This window comes from Shouchella oshimensis (assembly GCF_002019765.1).
In the GTDB taxonomy this organism is placed as follows: Bacteria; Bacillota; Bacilli; order Bacillales; family Bacillaceae_D; genus Shouchella; species Shouchella oshimensis.
This window is the reverse complement of record NZ_KV917380.1, coordinates 1,946,162-1,966,132: the sequence shown is the minus strand read 5'-3', so window position 1 is coordinate 1,966,132 and position 19,971 is coordinate 1,946,162. Positions and strand designations below refer to the sequence as shown.

General features: G+C 39.5%; 21 protein-coding genes, 1 pseudogene, 1 riboswitch and 1 other annotated feature. Of the genes and pseudogenes, 3 read left to right on the top strand and 19 right to left on the bottom strand.

The genetic code is table 11. The features are described 5' to 3' along the window. Positions 1-35 precede the first annotated feature (35 nt). The 11 genes from BK583_RS09930 to BK583_RS09875 form a co-directional block, all read right to left on the bottom strand. Positions 36-995, bottom strand: a complete 960-nt coding sequence (locus BK583_RS09930; protein ID WP_055737640.1) for an asparaginase — start codon at positions 993-995, stop codon at positions 36-38. After that, positions 992-1,966 (bottom strand): YpdA family putative bacillithiol disulfide reductase, encoded by a 975-nt coding sequence (locus BK583_RS09925; protein ID WP_038480321.1) that lies wholly within the window; start codon positions 1,964-1,966, stop codon positions 992-994. Before BK583_RS09925 ends, BK583_RS09930 begins: the two co-directional genes overlap by 4 nt. 95 nt (positions 1,967-2,061) lie before the next feature. Further along, the gene (locus BK583_RS09920; RefSeq protein WP_038485691.1) at positions 2,062-3,324 is read right to left on the bottom strand and encodes a Glu/Leu/Phe/Val family dehydrogenase; all 1,263 of its coding nucleotides are present in this window, start codon (positions 3,322-3,324) and stop codon (positions 2,062-2,064) included. Positions 3,325-3,521: 197 nt separating this feature from the next. Continuing rightward, the gene (locus tag BK583_RS09915) at positions 3,522-4,145 is read right to left on the bottom strand and encodes a hypothetical protein (RefSeq protein WP_038480325.1); all 624 of its coding nucleotides are present in this window, start codon (positions 4,143-4,145) and stop codon (positions 3,522-3,524) included. Continuing rightward, positions 4,142-5,590, bottom strand: a complete 1,449-nt coding sequence (locus BK583_RS09910; protein ID WP_055737639.1) for a sensor histidine kinase — start codon at positions 5,588-5,590, stop codon at positions 4,142-4,144. The genes BK583_RS09915 and BK583_RS09910 overlap by 4 nt, the downstream gene beginning before the upstream one ends. Next, positions 5,587-6,276 (bottom strand): response regulator transcription factor, encoded by a 690-nt coding sequence (locus tag BK583_RS09905; RefSeq protein WP_038480331.1) that lies wholly within the window; start codon positions 6,274-6,276, stop codon positions 5,587-5,589. Before BK583_RS09905 ends, BK583_RS09910 begins: the two co-directional genes overlap by 4 nt. A gap of 153 nt (positions 6,277-6,429) precedes the next feature. After that, the gene (locus tag BK583_RS09900) at positions 6,430-7,032 is read right to left on the bottom strand and encodes a genetic competence negative regulator (protein WP_038480334.1); all 603 of its coding nucleotides are present in this window, start codon (positions 7,030-7,032) and stop codon (positions 6,430-6,432) included. A gap of 102 nt (positions 7,033-7,134) precedes the next feature. Next, entirely contained in the window at positions 7,135-8,031 is an 897-nt protein-coding gene (locus tag BK583_RS09895; protein WP_055737638.1) for a MerR family transcriptional regulator, read from the bottom strand. Positions 8,032-8,302: 271 nt separating this feature from the next. Then, the gene (locus BK583_RS09890) at positions 8,303-9,505 is read right to left on the bottom strand and encodes a M20 family metallopeptidase (protein ID WP_055737637.1); all 1,203 of its coding nucleotides are present in this window, start codon (positions 9,503-9,505) and stop codon (positions 8,303-8,305) included. Positions 9,506-9,774: 269 nt separating this feature from the next. Beyond that, the gene (locus tag BK583_RS09880) at positions 9,775-10,614 is read right to left on the bottom strand and encodes a helix-turn-helix domain-containing protein (protein ID WP_055737636.1); all 840 of its coding nucleotides are present in this window, start codon (positions 10,612-10,614) and stop codon (positions 9,775-9,777) included. Positions 10,615-10,796: 182 nt separating this feature from the next. After that, complete coding sequence (locus BK583_RS09875; protein ID WP_038480343.1) at positions 10,797-11,000, bottom strand: helix-turn-helix transcriptional regulator; 204 nt, start codon at positions 10,998-11,000, stop codon at positions 10,797-10,799. A 157-nt stretch (positions 11,001-11,157) separates the two neighbouring features. On the opposite strand from BK583_RS09875, the gene BK583_RS09870 reads away from it, so the two are divergent. Next, positions 11,158-11,454: a helix-turn-helix domain-containing protein gene (locus tag BK583_RS09870; RefSeq protein WP_038485697.1), complete on the top strand. Its 297-nt coding sequence runs from the start codon at positions 11,158-11,160 to the stop codon at positions 11,452-11,454. A 14-nt stretch (positions 11,455-11,468) separates the two neighbouring features. Here BK583_RS09870 and BK583_RS09865 read toward each other — a convergent pair whose 3' ends face one another. From BK583_RS09865 to BK583_RS09850, 4 genes are read right to left on the bottom strand one after another with little or no spacing between them, the layout of a single operon-like run. After that, positions 11,469-11,882 (bottom strand): DUF2663 family protein, encoded by a 414-nt coding sequence (locus BK583_RS09865; RefSeq protein WP_038480346.1) that lies wholly within the window; start codon positions 11,880-11,882, stop codon positions 11,469-11,471. A 43-nt stretch (positions 11,883-11,925) separates the two neighbouring features. Beyond that, positions 11,926-12,120, bottom strand: a complete 195-nt coding sequence (locus tag BK583_RS09860) for a hypothetical protein (RefSeq protein ID WP_055737635.1) — start codon at positions 12,118-12,120, stop codon at positions 11,926-11,928. Beyond that, positions 12,113-13,630, bottom strand: a complete 1,518-nt coding sequence (locus BK583_RS09855) for a RecQ family ATP-dependent DNA helicase (RefSeq protein ID WP_055737634.1) — start codon at positions 13,628-13,630, stop codon at positions 12,113-12,115. Before BK583_RS09855 ends, BK583_RS09860 begins: the two co-directional genes overlap by 8 nt. Continuing rightward, positions 13,617-14,669 carry a YpbB family protein gene (locus BK583_RS09850; protein ID WP_055737633.1) on the bottom strand — a complete coding sequence of 351 codons (1,053 nt, stop codon included), beginning with the start codon at positions 14,667-14,669 and terminating at the stop codon, positions 13,617-13,619. The genes BK583_RS09855 and BK583_RS09850 overlap by 14 nt, the downstream gene beginning before the upstream one ends. Positions 14,670-14,784: 115 nt before the next feature. Here BK583_RS09850 and BK583_RS09845 point away from each other — a divergent pair, with 115 nt between their 5' ends. Together BK583_RS09845 and serA are read left to right on the top strand one after the other, a co-directional pair. After that, positions 14,785-15,039 carry a ferredoxin gene (locus tag BK583_RS09845; RefSeq protein ID WP_055737632.1) on the top strand — a complete coding sequence of 85 codons (255 nt, stop codon included), beginning with the start codon at positions 14,785-14,787 and terminating at the stop codon, positions 15,037-15,039. A gap of 146 nt (positions 15,040-15,185) precedes the next feature. Next, positions 15,186-15,393, top strand: a binding site (T-box leader). A 57-nt stretch (positions 15,394-15,450) separates the two neighbouring features. Then, positions 15,451-17,037, top strand: coding sequence for a phosphoglycerate dehydrogenase (serA, locus tag BK583_RS09840; protein WP_038480359.1), 1,587 nt, complete (start codon positions 15,451-15,453; stop codon positions 17,035-17,037). A 45-nt stretch (positions 17,038-17,082) separates the two neighbouring features. On the opposite strand, the gene BK583_RS20700 is transcribed toward serA, so the two are convergent. From BK583_RS20700 to BK583_RS09825, 4 genes and pseudogenes are all read right to left on the bottom strand, one after another. Beyond that, positions 17,083-17,256, bottom strand: coding sequence for a hypothetical protein (locus tag BK583_RS20700; protein ID WP_158318527.1), 174 nt, complete (start codon positions 17,254-17,256; stop codon positions 17,083-17,085). Positions 17,257-17,309: 53 nt separating this feature from the next. Beyond that, a complete protein-coding gene (locus BK583_RS09835) occupies positions 17,310-17,861 on the bottom strand; it encodes a cob(I)yrinic acid a,c-diamide adenosyltransferase (protein ID WP_055737631.1) in 552 nt (183 codons plus the stop codon). Between the two features lie 288 nt (positions 17,862-18,149). After that, positions 18,150-18,576, bottom strand: a pseudogene (locus BK583_RS21440) (ABC transporter ATP-binding protein); the annotation flags it as partial. A gap of 85 nt (positions 18,577-18,661) precedes the next feature. Next, complete coding sequence (locus BK583_RS09825) at positions 18,662-19,708, bottom strand: FecCD family ABC transporter permease (protein WP_051667528.1); 1,047 nt, start codon at positions 19,706-19,708, stop codon at positions 18,662-18,664. Positions 19,709-19,811: 103 nt separating this feature from the next. Continuing rightward, a riboswitch (cobalamin riboswitch) is annotated at positions 19,812-19,941 on the bottom strand. Between the last annotated feature and the right edge of the window lie 30 nt (positions 19,942-19,971).

Below are 19,971 nucleotides of genomic sequence, written 5' to 3'. Positions count from 1 at the left end.
TACGCCTCACACTGATGAGACTCAAGTAACATCCCTTATGAAAAGCCAAGCATAACATCTTTCTTAGCAGCAGTTAATACGAGGGTTTTTACCCTTGCTTTTTTACTATCATAATCTGAACCTAAAACAACACCGAGTTGCTCAAGATGATGTGCACTTCCTTTATAATCGTACGTTGGATACACTTTCCCTTCTTCCGATGATGTTGTTAAAATAATTGGTTTTCCCGCGAGAATGGCCTCTTCAATCGGCGCCACTAGTTGCGGGGGAACTTGTCCACGTCCTACAGCTTCCAATACAAGTCCATCAACTGTTGCGATGATTGCACGTAGTGTTTTCTCAGACATACCTAAATATATTTTAGCAATACCAATCTCTTTAAAGCGAGGTTCCGTTAATTCATACATTTCCCGACGAATTGGTTTTTGATACGTAAAAATAACATCATTGTCAATAATTCCTAAGTATCCAAAACCAAACGCATTAAAACCTTGAATATTTGATGCATGTTCCTTTTTCACATAACGAGCAGAAAAAATGCGCTCATTAAAAACAACAACACAACCTGTCCCTTTTAAATCTGGTTCACATGCTGCATAAATGGCATGTCGTAGATTCATAAAAGCATCGCTACCCGTTTCTTCTGGTCCTCGCTGCGACCCTGTTACAACAACAGGCCTTTCATCTGTATTTGTTAAATCCACATAATAAGCTGTTTCCTCTAACGTATCTGTGCCATGTGTAACGACAACGCCATCCACCTCTTCCGATTGAAAGGCTTGTTTAATTTCTGTTGCCAGTATATGCCAATCCTCTGGCATAAGATGCACACTTGGTTTTTGTAAAACAGACCGCACCGTTACCTGTATATCCGTTGGCAAGCCACATAGCTCTGCAAGCTCTTCCCCTGTTAATTCACCTGCCACTAGCTTGCCGTTTTCACTAGTTGTGCTCGCAATTGTTCCACCTGTAGTTAAAAGTACGACGTGCCTCACTGCATTTCCTCCATTTTCTGCTTTTGGATAATAGCGGCAGCAATCTGCTTCCCATGCTCTCTGCCATTTTCAATAAAAATCTCATTGGCGTTATTCCCTGCTGCTATAACGCCAGCGATGAATAGACAGGCAACATTCGTTTCCATTGTTTCGCTTTGAAAGCTCGGGCGTCCTGTTGCTTCGTCTACTTCTACTCCCATACTTCGAATAAATGAATGATCTGGGTGGTAGCCTGTCATGGCAAAGACGAAATCTGCCTTCACAATACGATCTTGTCCATTTTGTTTATAATGAACGGCTTTCTCCGTAATCTTTGTAATATGTGCACCAAACTCTAGTTGAATACGACCATTATGAACGAGAGAAATCACTTCGGGTAGAATCCAAGGCTTCACGCTTTTTGAGTACTCATCCCCACGGTAAAGCATCGTAACGCGAGCCCCTGCTTTTTCAAGCTCTAAGGCTGCATCTACAGCCGAGTTTTTCCCGCCTATCACTACAACGTCATGATCAAAGAAAGGGTGAGCTTCTTTAAAATAATGCATCACATGCTTACTCGTTTCCCCTGGAACATTCATATAATTAGGGGAATCATAGTAGCCAGTAGCCACGACAATATTTTGAGCTTTATACTGTTGCTTTGTTGTTTTTACAGTAAACACATTGTTCTCTTTTCCTACATGTAGTACTTCCTCATAAGCGTGAACGTTTACCTTTTTACGCTTCGCAACCATGCGATAATACACTAGCGCTTGGTTACGTACTGGTTTTCTCTCTTCTGTAATAAAAGGTACGTCTCCAATTTCCAATCGTTCACTCGTACTGAAAAAAGTTTGATGTGTAGGGTACCGATAAATGGCATTTACAATATTATCTTTTTCAATGATTAAGGTGGACAACCCTTTTTTATCACACTCAATTGCTGCTGATAATCCACATGGTCCTGCTCCAATAATAATTACATCATACATACACTGATCAACCTCTTTTCAACGCTCATTCATAGCCAAAACCCTTGTGCGCAAAAAAACGATCACAAGGGTTCTCATAGGAAAAGTATATCAAATTAAACCCAACCACGAAAACGAGATGCTTCTGCCATTCGGCGAACCCCGACCATATAGGCGGCCAATCGCATATCTACTTTGCGCCTTTTCGCTAATTGATAAATATGGTCAAATGCTTCTACTAATACGGTTTGAAGTTTTCCTTCTACTTCTTCCGCTGACCAATAAAAACCTTGATTGTTTTGCACCCATTCAAAGTAGGAAACCGTTACCCCTCCAGCACTTGCTAAAACATCAGGAACAAGAAGAATGCCACGTTCAGATAAAATCTTCGTTGCTTCTAGTGTTGTTGGTCCATTTGCAGCTTCCACAACAATGGATGCCTTAATGTTCCCAGCATTACGAGCTGTAATTTGATTTTCAATTGCAGCAGGTACTAAAATATCGCATTCCATTTCTAGCAATTCTTCATTCGTAATCGTATCTTTAAACAGCTTAGTCACTGTTCCAAAACTATCTCGTCGATCAAGTAAATAGTCAATATCAAGTCCCTCTGCATCATACAAGGCTCCATATGCATCCGCAATCCCTACAACAAGCGCGCCTGCATCAGACATAAATTTTGCTAAAAAGCTACCTGCATTTCCAAACCCTTGAATAATGACTTTCGCTCCGTCCATATCAATGCCTTGCTTTTTCGCTGCTTCGTTTACACAAATAGTTACACCTTTAGCCGTAGCAGACTCTCTTCCGTGTGAACCACCAAGTACTAGTGGTTTACCTGTAATAAATCCTGGTGAATCAAACTCGCGAATGCGACTATATTCATCAAGCATCCAAGCCATGATTTGAGAATTCGTAAACACATCTGGAGCTGGAATATCTTTCGTTGGCCCAACAATTTGACTAATGGCACGTACATAACCTCGGCTTAGTCGCTCTACTTCCCGGAAAGACATCGTTCGAGGGTCACAAACAATGCCTCCCTTTCCTCCACCATACGGTAGATTCACAATACCTGCTTTTAAGCTCATCCAAATCGATAGTGCCTTCACTTCTTTTTCCGTTACATCAGGGTGGAAGCGAACGCCTCCCTTCGTTGGACCAACAGAGTCATTATGCTGGGCTCGATAACCAGTAAAGATCTTAGTCGATCCGTCATCCATTCTTACTGGGATACGAACCGTCATCATACGCATCGGCTCTTTTAATAATTCATACATTTCTTCCGGGTATCCTAATTTACTTAACGCAGTATGTATAATGGATTGAGTTGACGCAAGAACATCATTCGTACCTGTTCGATTCGCGCTTTCGTCCATTGATTCTGTCACCTCACGGAATTTTCCTTTTTTCATTTAACACTTCTAATGATAATGAAACAGGACAGGGAATGCCACCCTTATTTTGTCCAATTCATCATCGATGTCGTTCTTTTGTTCTCTATTCCACATATTAACCTTCTCAATCTTCGTAAGCAGCATTCCTATACGCTCACCATTCACCTGACAGCCAACCTTTATTCAGCCTCATTTACAAAGTGATAGGTTTGCTCATCGAGAATGAATACTTCTTCTGGAATAACCGGGTGAATCTTAAAATAACTTGCTTCAAGTCCAATTTGTTCACCATTTACATGTTCCGTTTGTTTTAAAACAACAAGCGATTGCTTGTCAACCCAAAGCTCATATTCTAAAACGTCATCCTGATAAAATTCCACATGAAAGACATTTCGTTTTAACAACTTATTGTTTTTACTTTCACTAAAGCGAATGTCGTGGGTCGAGGAAAGGTAATCAATCTCGTTGACTAAATAGTTGCGACCAGTTGAAATAAGTCCTTCTCGTTCATATTCGTACACTTCTTTTGTTTGATGATCAACTTCAAATAATTTTTGACCATCATAAAGCTCTGAATAAAGCAACGAATCGTCTATATAGGAATCAACTCGTTGTCTTCCCTCACTTTCAGCGAAAACATGCATTTTCCATCCTTCCTCATCTTCTAAAACCAGTTCAAACGGCAAAAATTCACTTTCTTGATTAAATGCCTCCTCTAACAAGGCGTTTGCATCCATTGACGAATAAAAGCAACCTCCCATGAATAAAAGCATCACTGCCCCTGCGATAGACCGTCCCTTCACTCTATCCCCCCTTTTTTGTTACGATTAGCTAATGGAAGCATAAAATAAAAGGTGCTTCCTTTTTCTAACGATGACTGAACCCCCATTTTCCCTCCATGTTTTTGAATAAGCTCTCGACAAATGGAGAGCCCTAAACCAACCCCACTTTCATTTGATTGATTTCGCGCTTTTTCTACTTGGTAAAACGAATCAAAAACAAGTGTCTGCTCCTCAAGTGAAATGCCTTTTCCTGTATCTTTCACGATAAAGTAAACATGCGCTTCTTCGTACGCTATGGAGTGAGAAACGAGTTTTTTTTCCTGCGTGGTAGCAAGTAATGTAATCCTTCCACCCTCTGGTGTATAGTTCACTGCATTAGCCACAAGATTATCTACGACTTGTATTAATCGATCCACGTCAACTTGAAGTTCTGCATGAGAACAATCTATGTCAATTGTAAATTGGTGGTTTTTCCACTGATCTTTATACCCATCAAAAAGCGTATCGGCAAGCTCTTCTGCATCCACTTGTTGTAAATCCAACAAAAAACTTGTTGCACGGATTTGGGAGTACATTAGTAAATCACCAATTAATCGCTGCATATAGCGGGTTTTAGTTAAAATAACAGACGCATACTCATCTTTCTTATCGTCACTTTCTATTAACCCTTCTGCATAAGCACGAATAGAAGTTAATGGTGTTCGTAAATCATGAGAAATAGAAGCAATAAGTTTTTGCCGATTCCCCTCCACTCGCTGTTTTTCTCGTTCGGTTTCAACTAGTTGAGCCGTCATAATAGCAAAATCATCCAGCAACACCCCTACTTCCGTTCGCCTATGAGTGGAGCCATGTAGTTTAATCTCTCTTTTTCCATCACCAATATGCTGCATCTGTTCTTTCATCCAAGTAAAAGGCACAAGCATATTTCGCTTAAACCAGTGTTGAACAATGTAAAACGTAATGGCGCTACTACAGACAAAAAATAAAAACGTTAACAAATAAATCAAGGATGCATCTTGTTGGATATCGCCTTGATGTAAGCGTATTTCGTAATACCCTGTCAACGTATCTTCAATAAAAAGTGGTTCCTTATAAATAAAGGCACCCTCCCGTGTTTGAAGTTCATAAAGGTTACTCATCATATCAGCTGGGCTTAAATAAGATGCAAACAGTCCAGGCTCCGATTGGGAAACAAGTATCCGTTGAGCAGAGTAAAGAGCAAGGTCTGCAACCTCACCATGATGGTGCTGGGTTTGCAACAGAACTGCTTCAGGATCTGTCTTAATAGCTTCTGCTTGTCTAGCAAGACCGCTGCCAATTGCTTTTGCTTTTGCAATCGCTTCAACATAAAGCTCACTTTGCCCTTGAACTGCGCGATTAATTTGTATGCTAAATAAACTAGTTGTGATAAAAGGAACAATTGCCGTAAGAATTAGTAGTAAATTTAATTGTCCTCGGAGCTTCATGCGCCAGGTGTAGCGATAAACTTATAACCAATGCCCCAAACCGTCTCAATGAAACGTGGTGCTTTTTTTCGATCATTTAGCTTATCTCGTAAGTTTTTAATATGTACAGTTACAGTGCGGCTATCGAATCCATCACTGTTCCAAATTTGATTATACAGTTCCTCTTTCGTGAATACAGTCCCTCTATTTTCTGCTAGAAATAAAAATAACTGATACTCTTTCGCTGTTAAAACCAGTGGTTGATCTTGAATCGTCAGCTGCCTTCCTCTACGATCAACTTTCACTTCATGAAACTGAAGCTCGTTCTCTCCCTGTAGCGATTGAACAGGAGAATGTCGACGTAATTGAACTTTCACACGAGCCACTAGTTCAGATGGACTAAATGGCTTTGTTACATAATCATCAGCGCCAATTTCTAAACTTTGTATTTTGTCTACATCTGTTTGTTTTGCACTAACGACAATAATGGGAACACTTGAAAAGGTTCGCGCTTCTTTGCATAGCGACAACCCATCTTTTTTTGGGAGCATTAAATCAATAATTGCGACTTTATATGCGTGCTCCTTTAGCTTTTTTAATCCAGTCTCTCCATCTTCACACCATGTGACGCACAAATTTTCTTTCTTTAAATAATCTGTAATAATTGTTGCTATTGCTTTATCGTCTTCCACTAAAAGCACATCCATAGTCCCACCTCATGTGCAATTTTTAATTCTATTTTACCAAATTTCAGCAATGAAATATAGTTCTTTTCCAGTCGTTCACTTTTCACTAAGGAATGAAGCCCATACAAAAAGCTCGTAGACTGTATCGTCAACAAGCTTTGCACGATCTTCATTTTACTTGGGTGCATAAAAGGTTTGGAATAAATACGCAATCGTATTCGTTTCAATTAGTTTCTTTCCGTACTCAGCGATGCGATGAAATGAAATAGTAGCAGGACTACCAAATTCAGACAAGATGGCCACTAATGCATCTTCATTTATTTGTTCTAGGTCGTCGTCGGATAGCTTTAGAAAAAAACGATCTTGATAAGAATAAAGTTCTCCTCCATCCATGTCGATTGCGTTTAAACGAGGTATGAGGCCAACAACATCTTCAAAAGATTTAAACTCATAAAAAATATCATCAATTTCATCTAACGTTAACTGCATTTCAATAAAGCCATCTTCATAATCCTCTGTATCATATTCATCTGACTGCGTACCTTTTGTTACAATAAAGACCATCCCTTGCGCTGGCATAGCGAATACTTCAACCGCAATCGGACCATCTACTTTAAAACCTAATTCATCATCTGCTTCAAGCATCATATCACGAAATAAGTCATGTACTTTCGGTACATCTTGCCACAAATCTTCTTTTGTTATTCCTCTTTCTTCCATATCATCAAAGGTTAAAAAAACCTTAAACTTATCAATCGCCAAACGCTCTAATCGCATTCCTATACCTCCTTATGACCAGGCTATCCCATCTCAAACATTTATACGATACTTTATGTTTGCATGCATTAGATGGTTCAACGTTTTTATCTAAAATTAAATCTAATTCATATGCTCTAGCCATAATTCCCAATCTGCTCTTGATTTTCCAACAAAGAGATGCGCATACTCCTTTTTTTGCTCATCCGTTAAACCGTTAAATGCCTCACCAATCATACCACTTTTTTTAATCGATGACTTTTCAGTTATATAGCGTACATACTTAACGGCTTGCTCAAAATGCACGCTCTTCATTGAAGAAACAATGATTAATTCAGGCTGTATTTGCTCCATTACTAGTTCAACATCTTCGACTGGAATCCCTGCATCTAAACAAATCACATCCATACCTTTCCGTTTTAAGTAAAACGAAAAAACACGAAGTAACATGGAATAGGAATCGCTTTCGTACGAAAACAATAACGCTTTAGGCATTTGGTTATTTTTTGGAATACTTAGCATGACATTCTTCACTTTTGCACCAAGTATTTGAAGCATATATTGTTTATGAATGGGTGTCATAGACGGCTGCTTGTCCATTTCTACTATTAATTTTTCCACTTGCATAAACAGATCAATGGTTACTCGGTCTACCGAATAGATGCTGTAGGCTTGATTTAACACCGCCTGCGCTCGATCTTCATCAAAGCTAATGAGCGCATCAGCAATTTCTCTCGCTATTTTAACAATATAATAGTGCCCTTCAGAGGCATGGTCTAAATCCGTTCCATTACGCTCTAATGACTCCACTGCTTGTTTAATCGTAAACCCTTCGTTTACTCTTTCGATAAGCGTCTGGAGCTTTAGTACGTGTTCTTCACTATACAAACGGTGACCACTTTCATTACGAAAAGGAGCTACCACATGGTAGCGACGTTCCCAAGCTCTTAACGTACCAGGTCTAATCCCGAGCTTCTTTGACACAGCCTTTATATTATAATTCCCTTCTTTAAAGGTCATATCCAATTCGCTCCTTACTAGTTCAACCAGTTGCCTGTTTAGTTGTTCGACTGTTTGCTAATATTCAATCCTATATATCCTTTTTTTCATTAGGTTAATCCTTTTACAGAAATCTTTTCTTAACGAAAAGGTATAGCAGTATCATACCACACTCTATTCAAACCACGCACACATGCACTTTAATGGCTACGATTCGAAATACACGCAGCTTTCAGCGATAAATAGACGCGCAAAAAAAAGCAGATCGAATAGGATCTGCTTTTTGACGTGCTTACTTTACCGCTTCTGTAGCAGCATTTAGTTCAGCCAATGCATATAACCCAACTGCCCCTAAATGTTTAGCTGCAATAAGCATAGATTCCTCGTCAATCGTAAACTTTGGATGATGGTGGGGATACGTGATACCTTCTTGTTCATTTCCTGCTCCAGTAAAGAAAAAGGCACCTGGCACTTTTTGCAAATAGTAGGAAAAATCTTCACCGCCCATGACAGGAGGAACCTCGTAGACATTAGCAGAATCAAAAAATGACTCCGATGACTGCTTTAACCACTCTGTTGCCTCTGGATGGTTAATAACTGCAGGATAGCCCTTACTATAATGAAATTCATACGAGGCGCCATATGCATCGCATACCCCTTTTATAACATCTTCCATTCGCTTGATTATTTGTTCTTGAACGGTTTTACTAAAGGTCCGTACTGTTCCAGATAAATTGGCTACATCACTTACAACATTAAATGCACCACCAGCATGAAAAGAAGCGATTGTAACAACTGCCGGTTCGAGGGGGTCCACATTCCGACTGACAACCTGCTGTAAAGCTAAGGAAACGGCTGAACCTACAATAACAGCATCAACCGTTTGATGAGGCATTGCTCCGTGTCCGCCAAAGCCTGTAATGTTAATATCAAATTTGTCTGCGGCTGCCATTAAACGATCATAGGAATACCCAACCTTTCCTTTTGGTATTGGCGTCCATAAGTGGGTTCCAAAAATGCGATCTACGCCATCTAAACAGCCATCATTAATCATTGCAATTGCACCACCAGGAGCTAGTTCTTCAGCAAACTGGTGAATAAACACAATCGTTCCTTCTACATCTGCTTTTCGTTCAGCAAGCACTTTTGCTAACACAAGTAATGTAGCCGTATGTCCATCATGGCCACAAGCATGCATTTTGCCAGGATGTTTCGAAGCAAACGGAAGTCCGGTTTCTTCTTGAATTGGCAATGCATCAAAATCCGCACGCAAGGCCACAGTTTTACCAGGCTTTCCTCCCACTAACGTTCCAACAACGCCTCTACCACCTACCTCGGTTCGCACGTCAATACCAATATTTCGTAAATATTCTGCTATTTTCGCTGGCGTATGTACCTCTTCATAAGACAATTCAGGTTCAGCATGAAACTCTCGTCTTAATTCAATCATTTCTGGGTAAAGCTCGTCTAATCGAGATAGTATGTCATTCAGCATTCTTCTTTTCCTCCTTATAACTAAAAAGGTATCCCTTATAGGAATACCGCCCATTACATCTATACAGAATCAATCAGAATTCTGGGACATTTTAAGTAACAGAATAGCCATAACTACCGCAAGTACGACAGCCGTTAAACCGATTCCTAAAATTGCAATTAATTGACCCGCGCTCATGCTCATCTTTCCTTTCACTCCTTGAAAGCATTTTCTTCTCTTCCTTAGTATAGCATAAGACAAGGAACTTTCAAAGGTGAGCATCCTCTCTCCTAAGTCCTACATAAAGCTAACAACGCATCAATTTGATCCATTTTCACTCGATTCTTTTCGATATAAAGCAACTTTTTTGCTTTTTTTAAATAGATACGTGCGTCATGATAATGAAATCGTTTTAATAGGCATTGTCCATATATAAAGAAAAATTGAGCTAGTCCAATAAGAACTTGGTAGTCCAAACACATTTGTTCTCCAGCTAAACAATAGTGTTCTGCTTCAGCATAATTACCTTTTTTAAATAAGTATTCGGCGTTACCGAGGTAAGCGCGGATGTACAAAGAAACGTAATGAACGTGAGGCGATTGTTCATCTAACCGATGAAGCAATGTTTGAAAACAATGATACGCATCTTCCTCCATCCCAACCTGATCATAGATAGCCCCTAGATCAGCAAGCATATAAAGTTTGTTACACATTGTTTCCTCTGTATCATAAGCCTTTTTTAGATTAGCAATAGCCTCTTCTGTTGCTTGATTCGTGTAATGTGCACAAAGCGCTTCATGCCATAGGGAAAAAGGGTCATCTGAGGATAAATTAGCGGCTTCTAATTGTTCCCGAACGTTTTCGTATTCACCTTTCATTGCATCAAGTCTTATTTGATCTTTAGTCGTTTGAGAACAATGAGCATGTTCAAGCTGGTTTTCGAAGAAATAATTCATGTCGACGTTTAAACGTTGGGCAATGTGAAAGAGCGTTATGCTAGAAGGGTTTAGTACACCTTTCTCAATGTTACTAATTTGTGCTTGTGTGCAAATGCTTTTTGAAAGTTCCGCTTGCGTCAAAGCATTTTTTTTTCGAAGATGACGAACTTTCCGAGCGATTTCCCCTTTCATTTTTAAAACCTCCTGACATTAGGAAAAAGCAGGCACTCTGCTTGTTTTGGAAAAATATTCTTTAAATCTGATTATAAAGGCTCTAATCTAGAATTCCTACCTTTTTTTTGAAAAAATAATTAATAAATCATTTTCTGAAAATAATATTAAAATAAAAAAACCTTTAAAAAGGTCTTAAGCTGTTACTTATTTATCTCATCTAGGAATAGATCATCAGGAGTCATCGTAAACACATTGGCAATTTTCACTGCTAATTCATATGATAGCCCTCTTTTTCCATTTTCAATTTGCCAATAAAATGGTGTACTGACATGAATCTGTTTTGCCACTTGTTCCAGAGTCATATGATGTTCTAACCGCACTTTTCTTAATTTAGTCCGCTGCATCTGATCACCCCACTAATTAATTAACCACAAGTTAACTAGATTATACTATTAATTGGTAATGCTGTAAATCATAAGTTTCTATTTAGTTAACAATTGTTTTCGTTAGCGATCTGTTAACTTATAATGAAAGAGACGAAATGAAGGAAGGGTGTATGTGATGGCGATTGATTCTAAGCGATTAAAGCAATTGCGTAAAGAACAGAAATTGACACAAGAACAGCTTGGGCGGCTTATCAATGTCACAAAGGTATCAATCTCAGGCTATGAAAATGGTAATCGAACGCCAGACACAGATACCATTAACCGCATTGCTGATGTATTTGGTGTGACGACTGACTACCTTTTTGGTCGAACTGACCGGAGAAAACCGGCCTTTTTGTACGAACCTGATTTAACGGAAAATGAAGAACAGTTGCTTCGTGAGCATTTACAAACCTTACGAAAGAATAAATAAGTAGTGACGACTCTTTAAGAGCGAAAATAGAGGTTAATAGAAAATTGTTGTTCCATTTCGTTTAAATAAGCTTCTTTTTCCCTATGGGACAAATGGTCAGGCATTATTTCATCTAAACGATCGATACATTCTTGTCTTAGAGTCTCGAATTCAGATTCTTTTTTGTCTGTTTTTTTCTTGCAGTTCAGCATTTGGCCAATGAGAACGATTAAACATACGAGTAACATCAAAGGAACTGGCGTAATAAGTAGGGTTGAAAATGAGGATGCTCCTGTTTGGATAAGCGGACTTATACTAATACCAAAAAATAAGCTTGTACATAGAGTTGCTCCTGCATAACGCTTGCTTTTCTTTTCAAAACGTTCGAGGATCCGCTTGCGATTAACGAGCTCCTGTGTCATGTGCCCTACTGTATCTACCTGTTGCACTCTATCACCTCTTTTTGTAAAAGGTATGTCTTACAAGTGCAAATTAGACTAAAAAGAGAAACGCCATGACTAAAATTGCTCCAACTAAACTAAAAAATAAGGCAAACAAAATTCTCGGCAAAAATAGTGGCTTCTTTTTCGTTGTTTTGCTTCGTTTGCGTTTTTGAGCATTCATGCGAGATGGTAGCCGATTCTCTTCACTTAACTCCTCAAACTCTTCCATTTTTACCTCATTCACCTTTTGTACCCCTTTCTATATACGGTTGATTAAAGATATAGGCAAGCTCTTCATCCCATTGAAAGAGACCCTTAGCTGGTTGTTGCTTTTGTTTTTGAAACGAATCGAGGGTCGCTCCACAAATATCACAACAATTGGCCTGCAACCTTGCATACTCATCAAAAGGACGAAGCAACAGGTTACGTCTGCACTGATTGTGATTTTCACTATATATTGTCATCGTATCAAGACGCTGTTGCCTTGTTTGTTCTTGTTTTTCAAAGTACGCTTTTAATTTAGTAATGGTTTCGTGTTGATTCTTCCATGTTCCTTTATCATCTACGATTACGCCCCATTTTTCAAGTAAAAATAAAATCATCTGACCTTGCTCACCGTACGATTGCTCAAGCCTTATTCGCAATTCACTTTTATTGGTAAAAGGCATTGCAAGAATATGCGGCAATGCTTCTAATAACCCCCTCTCTTCAACTCGATTTTGAATAAGTCGAGATGCATAAAATGGATCTTCAGGCGAAAGAAGAACGAGGGCTAAGCTTGGTAACCCGTCTCGCCCAGCCCGGCCAATCTCTTGTAAATAAGATGCAACATCAAGGGGTTGTTGTAAATGAATAATGAAACGAATGTCTTGTTTGTTTACACCCATTCCAAAAGCATTTGTTGCACAGATTAAATCTAACTGATTTGAAAGAAACTGCTCCTGTACGAGCATACGATCCATGCTATCCATACCACCGTGGTAATAGCCTATTGAAAGCTCTGGACAATCTCGCTGAAGTTGTTCACAATACCACTCAGCTTGTGCTCTTGTTTGCGCGTATACTAAACCAGGTAGCTCATATTGTTGAACAATCTGTTTGAGTCGAATTACTTTTTGTTCAGTCGTTTCATACTTTTCAACAAATAAAGTGATATTTTCACGATTCACACGATCGAGAATTTCAACTGGCTCTCGTAATTGAAGCTGATTTTTTATATCTGTGCGAACGGTCTCATCAGCGGTAGCTGTAATGGCTAAAGTCGGTGGATGGTCAAGCAGCGCCTTCACTTCTCTTAACCGTAAATAATCTGCGCGAAAATCATGCCCCCAATAGGAAATACAGTGCGCTTCATCGATAACAAAATACGAAATCTGCTGCTTGCTTAGCGCGTTCAGTACATCTTGTGCTTGGAGCATCTCAGGTGACAAATAGACAATTTTATAGTCATTCACTTGTTGAAGAAGCTTTTGCCGTTCTTGTTTTGAAGAAAAACTGTTAAGCGCTACTACTTGTTTTCGACCTGCTTTTTTTAATTGTGCCACTTGATCTTCCATAAGAGAAAGTAGTGGTGAAACGACAATTGTTAATCCCTCCGCTAAAAATGCAGGAAGTTGGTAGCATAAAGACTTTCCTCTACCAGTAGGTAACATGGCAAACACATCATTACCCGCCATGAACGCTTCAATAATTTCTTTTTGGCCTTCTTTAAATGACTGAAAACCAAACAATCGTTGTAAGTCACGCTCTAACATACTGATTCCTTTCTCTCTTTGCTAAAACGAGGCGAATTTGAAAATAACTTACGTGCTCCCCCATTTTGTTTCGTATGTCTCTAAGTTTCATATCGGCTTGCTGATGCAAAACCGTTTCAATTTGCTTTTGCATAGAGTGATGCACAAACGGCTCGATTGAAAATTGATTGTCACTCATTGCAATTTCAACAACATGATCTTCCACTGTTGCTGGTTTTAACTTTCGAATCGCTGCGATGCGTTCTAGTTTCATATTTTGATCTAATAGCTGCTTTGTTTTATTTGCAGACGCAGTTAATCGACTCACTTCATTATGTGCAAAGCATTGCGATAAAACCGGATAGGTATCATGCTGGTTGTATGCATAGGAACAAAACGTATGAATGACCGCCTGAGTACGAAGCTGGACCTCTAACGCGTCAAGCTTATAAATCTGCGCAAGCTGTGCTTTTGTTAGGCCTACCCGTTTTGGTCTAGAAAGCTGTCGAACAAATAGTTCAGCGTTTAGTGTAGACTGCTCACGTAAAATGGTATCACATTCCCAATAAAGTTGATTGTTTAATGGCGTTACATCATGTTCATACTGTTTTAAAATGCCACGTACCCATTGTTGGTTCCAAACATTATGAGTTGTTGGCGCAAATGGCGCTTTTTCATATACGTGATTAAGTGATTGAATGAGCAATGAGAACCGTTCCCAAAAACGACGTTCCACTTTACCAAACATCCACCCGTTTAATTGATATAAATAAGAATGCCCACGAAGATAGGCATCTTTTTGAGCCTTTGCCTTTTTCGTTGGCACACACACTTCGTTCTCAAACGTAATGATTTGATTCGTCTCTAGTGTTTCAAGTATATGTTGGTATGCTTCTTTTGTTAACTGTGGCAACGTGCCAAAAAGATAGAGTTGATTAAAAAACGTGCCATCTTGAACCGTTTGTATCGTTCGCTTTCCTTGTAGAAGATGATACGCAGCCATAGCGGAACGTTTCCCTCGGAATAACGCAAGTGCTGTAACGATTAGGTCTTCTCTCATAAGTAACCTCCATCCGTCCATCCTTTTATTTTAGCAAAGCTTTTTGCTTTTTTCATTGTTAAAAACTGAATATCTGCTACAATGGAATCCATTAGAGTCAAAGAGGAGTAAAAGGATGACAAACAAATGCTTTACCATTGTAGATATGGATACATGTATTGCATGTGGTGCATGCGGTGCTGTTGCTCCTGATATTTATGATTACAATGATGAAGGGCTGGCTTATGTCTACATAGACGATAATACTGGATCTGCGTTAATCCCGGATGTTCTTGTAGACGATGTTATTGATGCGAAAAATGGGTGCCCAACGGATTCAATTAAAATTGCATCAGCACCGTTTGATGGAGACCCAATGAAATACGAATGAAATAAACATAGAATGTGAAATCTTTCGTTATATAAGCAAAATATTCTTCAGAGAACTTGTTTTTTACAATATTAATATCAAATGACGAATAATTAGTAGTTGACGTTCAAACCTTTTATATGGTACAGTACTAAAAACTGAATCGTTTAAATACAATGATGAAGAGATGACAAGATAACGGTTGATCCAGAGAGCTGATGGTTGGTGAAAATCAGTGATACCTTCTTGAATAGCACTTCTGAGTAGGCTTATCGAATAACAGTAGGTAAGTTCCGGGATCTCCGTTATGAATTGAGTTATGTAATGAATGTACTTACATAAATGAGGGTGGTACCGCGCTTAATCGCCCCTCACAGCTTTCAATGGAAAGCTGTGTTTTTTTTTATTTTTTTTAAAAGGAGAGAAACAGAAATGGACAAAGAGAGACAGTATCGCGTTTTAGTAGCAGACAGTATGAGCGAAGCAGGGTTAGCACCACTATTACAAGCATCAGACGTTCGTGTTGATCAAAGAAGTATTCAAGATGCAGACGATCTAGCACAATATGATGCCCTTCTAATTCGTAGCGGAACAACTGTAACAGAAAAAACACTAGCACAAATGCCAAATGTAAAAATCATCGCCAGAGCCGGTGTAGGTGTTGATAACGTTGATGTGCAAGCCGCTACTAAGCACGGTGTTGTCGTCATCAATGCCCCTGATGGAAACACGATTTCAACTGCAGAGCACACATTTGCGATGATGTGCTCGTTATTACGTAACATCCCTCAAGCAAACGCATCATTAAAAGATGGGAAATGGGAACGCAAATTGTATCAAGGAGCAGAATTAAATAAAAAAAAGCTCGGTATTATTGGATTCGGTAGAATTGGTACGCAACTTGCTCGTCGCGCGAAAGCATTTGAGATGGAAGTAGTGGTTTACGATCCATTCTTAACAGTGGAACGAGCGGAGAAATTAGGCATTCAAAAAACAGATTTACACGATGTTTTACGGAAAGCGGATATTATTACTGTCCATACACCACTAACAAAAGAAACAAAAGGTTTATTAAATATGGAAACCATCCCATTAACGAAAAAAGGTGTTTATTTAATCAACTGTGCAAGAGGTGGCATTATTGATGAAAAGGCCCTTTATCATTTTCTAGAAACTGGCCACGTAGCCGGAGCAGCTTTAGATGTGTTTACAGAAGAACCAGTAACAGATCAAGCGCTTATTAAACATCCTAACGTCGTCGCAACACCACATATTGCAGCTTCCACAAAAGAAGCACAGCTAAATGTGGCGTCACAAGTGGCAGAAGAGGTTCTTGCTTTTCTTCAAGGAGAGCCAGCAAGAAATTCCATTAATCTGCCCACTCTATCAAAAGAGCTTTATGAGAAAATTAAACCTCAGTATGATTTAGCAAGAACGATGGGTTCGTTATTATCACAACTAATGCGCATTCCTGTCCAAGAAATTAATGTGTACTACAGTGGGTCAACAACTCAAGGAGATACGAGCATTTTAACAAGAAGCTTAATGGCTGGTTTTTTACAGCCACGAGTGGATGCCGCTGTCAATGATGTCAATGCGTCATTAATTGCTAGAGAGCGTGGCATTAATTATGGTGAAAAGCAGCTGACCGATCATTTTGGTTACGAAAATCTTATCCATGCTGTAGCGGTTGGTGAAGAACGTTCGTTTGAAATAAAAGCAACGTATATTAAAGATTATGGTCCTCGTATTGTTTCTCTTAACGAATTTTCTGTTGATATTGTCGCCCAAGGACATATTCTTTATATTCAGCACTTTGATCGTCCAGGTGTTATTGGCAAAATGGGGCAGTTACTAGCGCAGCACGATGTCAACATTGCAACAATGCAAGTTGGTCGGAAATCTGTTGGTGGCGAGGCCATAATGCTCGTAAATGTAGACAAACATGTTGAAGATGGAATCGTAGAGGAACTTGTAAAATTCGATGAAATTAAACTTGTGCATGTGATTGATTTATAAAGATGAAGAAACGGTTCACGCTTATCATGCGTGGACCGTTATTCTTCATGCGTACACATCATCCATTAAAGAAATACTCTTCACGCTATTATATTCGTCACTTCTAACGATTCGTTCTTCTTCTATCATCCATTTTACGCTAAAGAAAAGTAACCCGATAACGAACATCAGCATAAACACAATGCTAAACCGTTTAACAAAATCAACCATTGATGCCATAAAAGCCTCCCACTTTTTTTCTCCATGGGAACTATATGAAAACTATTTGTTTTTTATGAATCGAAATGCTTCTCCCCTTCATAAGCTACATCAACTACTCCTGTTTGTTTATTTGCTAACCGAGCTAAAGTGAAGAGGTAATCAGATAGGCGATTGATGTACACTTGAAGTTCTGGATGAATACCCGATTCTAGTTGATTTACTCGTCGCTCTGCCTTCCTTGCTTCTGTACGACAAACATGCAGTGCACAAGCAGTGGCGCATCCTCCTGGTAAAATAAAATACGCAAGTGGTTCCATTGACTCTGTGTGCGCATCAATTCGTTGCTCCAATTCTTCGGTGTGAGCAGTAGTGATTTTATACGGGATCGTCTCTTTTACGTTTGCTAAATCAGCCCCGTAATCAAATAATTGATTGGATACAATCATTAATTCTGTTGAGATGTTTGATAAATGCTCCTGATGTGCACAATAGATCGCTTGGCCAATGGCGCTATTTAATTCATCGACTGCACCAATCGCCTCAATTCGATTATCTGTTTTATTCAGTCGCCCTCCTAAAACGCTTGTTTTTCCTTTATCGCCACCTCGAGTGTAAATCTTCATGTTTTCATCCTCCGCCATCTACATAATAGGGTAGTACACTAAATTGTTTACGACCTGAATGCTGTTCGATTGTTTCTGAAAACGGCGTCCCATAAAGGGTCCTCAACCTATCCCTTGTTAGTTGTTGCTGTGTTTCGCCATAACCTTGAACATTTCCTGCTTTTAAAAGCAGGACGTTATCACAATATAAACTAGCTAAATTCACATCGTGTAAAATACAGACAACGGTTAAAGCATTTTTTTTGACTTGCTGATGTAAGTAATCCATAAGCACTACTTGGTGCGCAAGATCTAAGTGATTGGTCGGCTCGTCAAGTAATAAAAGTTCGGGTCCTTGCGCTAAAGCTTGCGCAAGCCACACTCGCTGTCGTTCTCCTCCACTGAGTGTCAGCATAGAACGATGTGCTAAGGTGTTCACTTTCGTTTCTTTCATCGCATGGTCAATCATGATTCGGTCTGCTTTAGAAAGCTGTGGGAGCAAACCATGTAAATATGGATAACGCCCCAACTCAACAACACTTTGAACCGTTGTATGAAAAGCGGAAAAAGGTTCTTGAGTTAAAACAGCCAGTTTACGCGCTCGCTGTTTTGCCTTCATTCTTTCAAGGGGCTCATCATTAAAAAGCACTTGGCCTGATTGAAACGACTTAACTCCTGTTATCCCTTGAAGTAAAGTTGTTTTACCGCTGCCATTCTCACCTAAAATGCCCACCATTTCTCCTTTTTTCACAGAAAACGAAATATTGTTTAACACTGTACGATCTCCGTAGCGAACACTCACCTCTTGAACATCTAACATATTAAGCCCCCTGCTTTCGTTTATTTTGCCGATAAAGCATCCAAGCAAAAATAGGAGAACCAACAAGTGCCGTAATCACACCAATTGGTAGTTCAGCTGGTGCCACGATTGTTCGAGCTGTTAAATCAGCAAGAATTAAAAACCCACCACCTGTTATTCCTGCTAAAGGCAACACATGTTGATGATTTGAACCCCATAAAAGTCGAACCATATGTGGTATAACGAGCCCAACAAAACCGATTGTTCCGGATACTGCTACTGCACTTCCGGTTAAAAGCGTTGCCGCTAAAAGAATAACAAATTTCTTTTTCTTAACAGCAACACCTAAATAGTGGGCACTCATTTCCCCGTACATTAGCGCATTTAATTCATTCCGACAAAACCAAACAAGTATAAATCCAAGTGCTAAAAATGGTGAAATTAAATACACATAAGACCAGCCGCGCATGCCTACACTGCCCATGAGCCAATGAATAATGTGGCGAAGCTCTTCTTGTGAAAGAGCCACCATTAATGATAAGCAAGCACCTAAAAAAGAACTTGCAATAATACCTGTTAAAATAATGGTTTCTGTTGCAAGCGAGCGTTGCACAAGACGAGTGAAAGACAGGACGAGGCATAGGGTCACAAAGCCAGAAACGATTGCAACAACCGGTAAGGTCCATATGCCGATAAAGCTAAGTTGAAAAAAAATAACCGTGACAGCTCCCAGTGCCGAACCTGATGAAACACCAATCGTAAAAGGGTCTGCTAACGGATTTCGTAAAAGCCCTTGAAAAGCAGCTCCTGCAATTCCTAAAGAGGCACCGACTAGAAACGCTAGCAGCACCCGTGGCAGTCTGATTTGCATAATAATTTGTGTATGACTATCCGTCAACTCGACACCAAGTGGGAGACGCGCCCCTTCTTGAACAATCGTTAAAAAAACGGTTCGTACTGGGATATGTACACTCCCTAAGCTTATAGCGAGTAGAAAAATAATGACAACCAAACAAATAGAGAAAAGGTAAGGTCCTATCGTCCTTATCCACGTCGTGTGAGCTTTCATTTTTCACTCCTTGCTTTCCTCAAGACAAAAAAAGCAGCACATATGAACGTATGTGCTGCTTCAACATTGCTACTTTTAACAATGGTTCTTTAGTCCACGAAAGATTACGTTCTACATAACGGCAGGTTATCTGACTTATACGAGTACGTATTTACAGTGGCGGGTCCGTGCTAGATTTTCACTAGCTTCCCCTGTTAGACAGCGCTTAGGCTGTATCCGTTTAGACGTTATTGGTTTCTTTTAGACTACCACGGTTTTGTTTC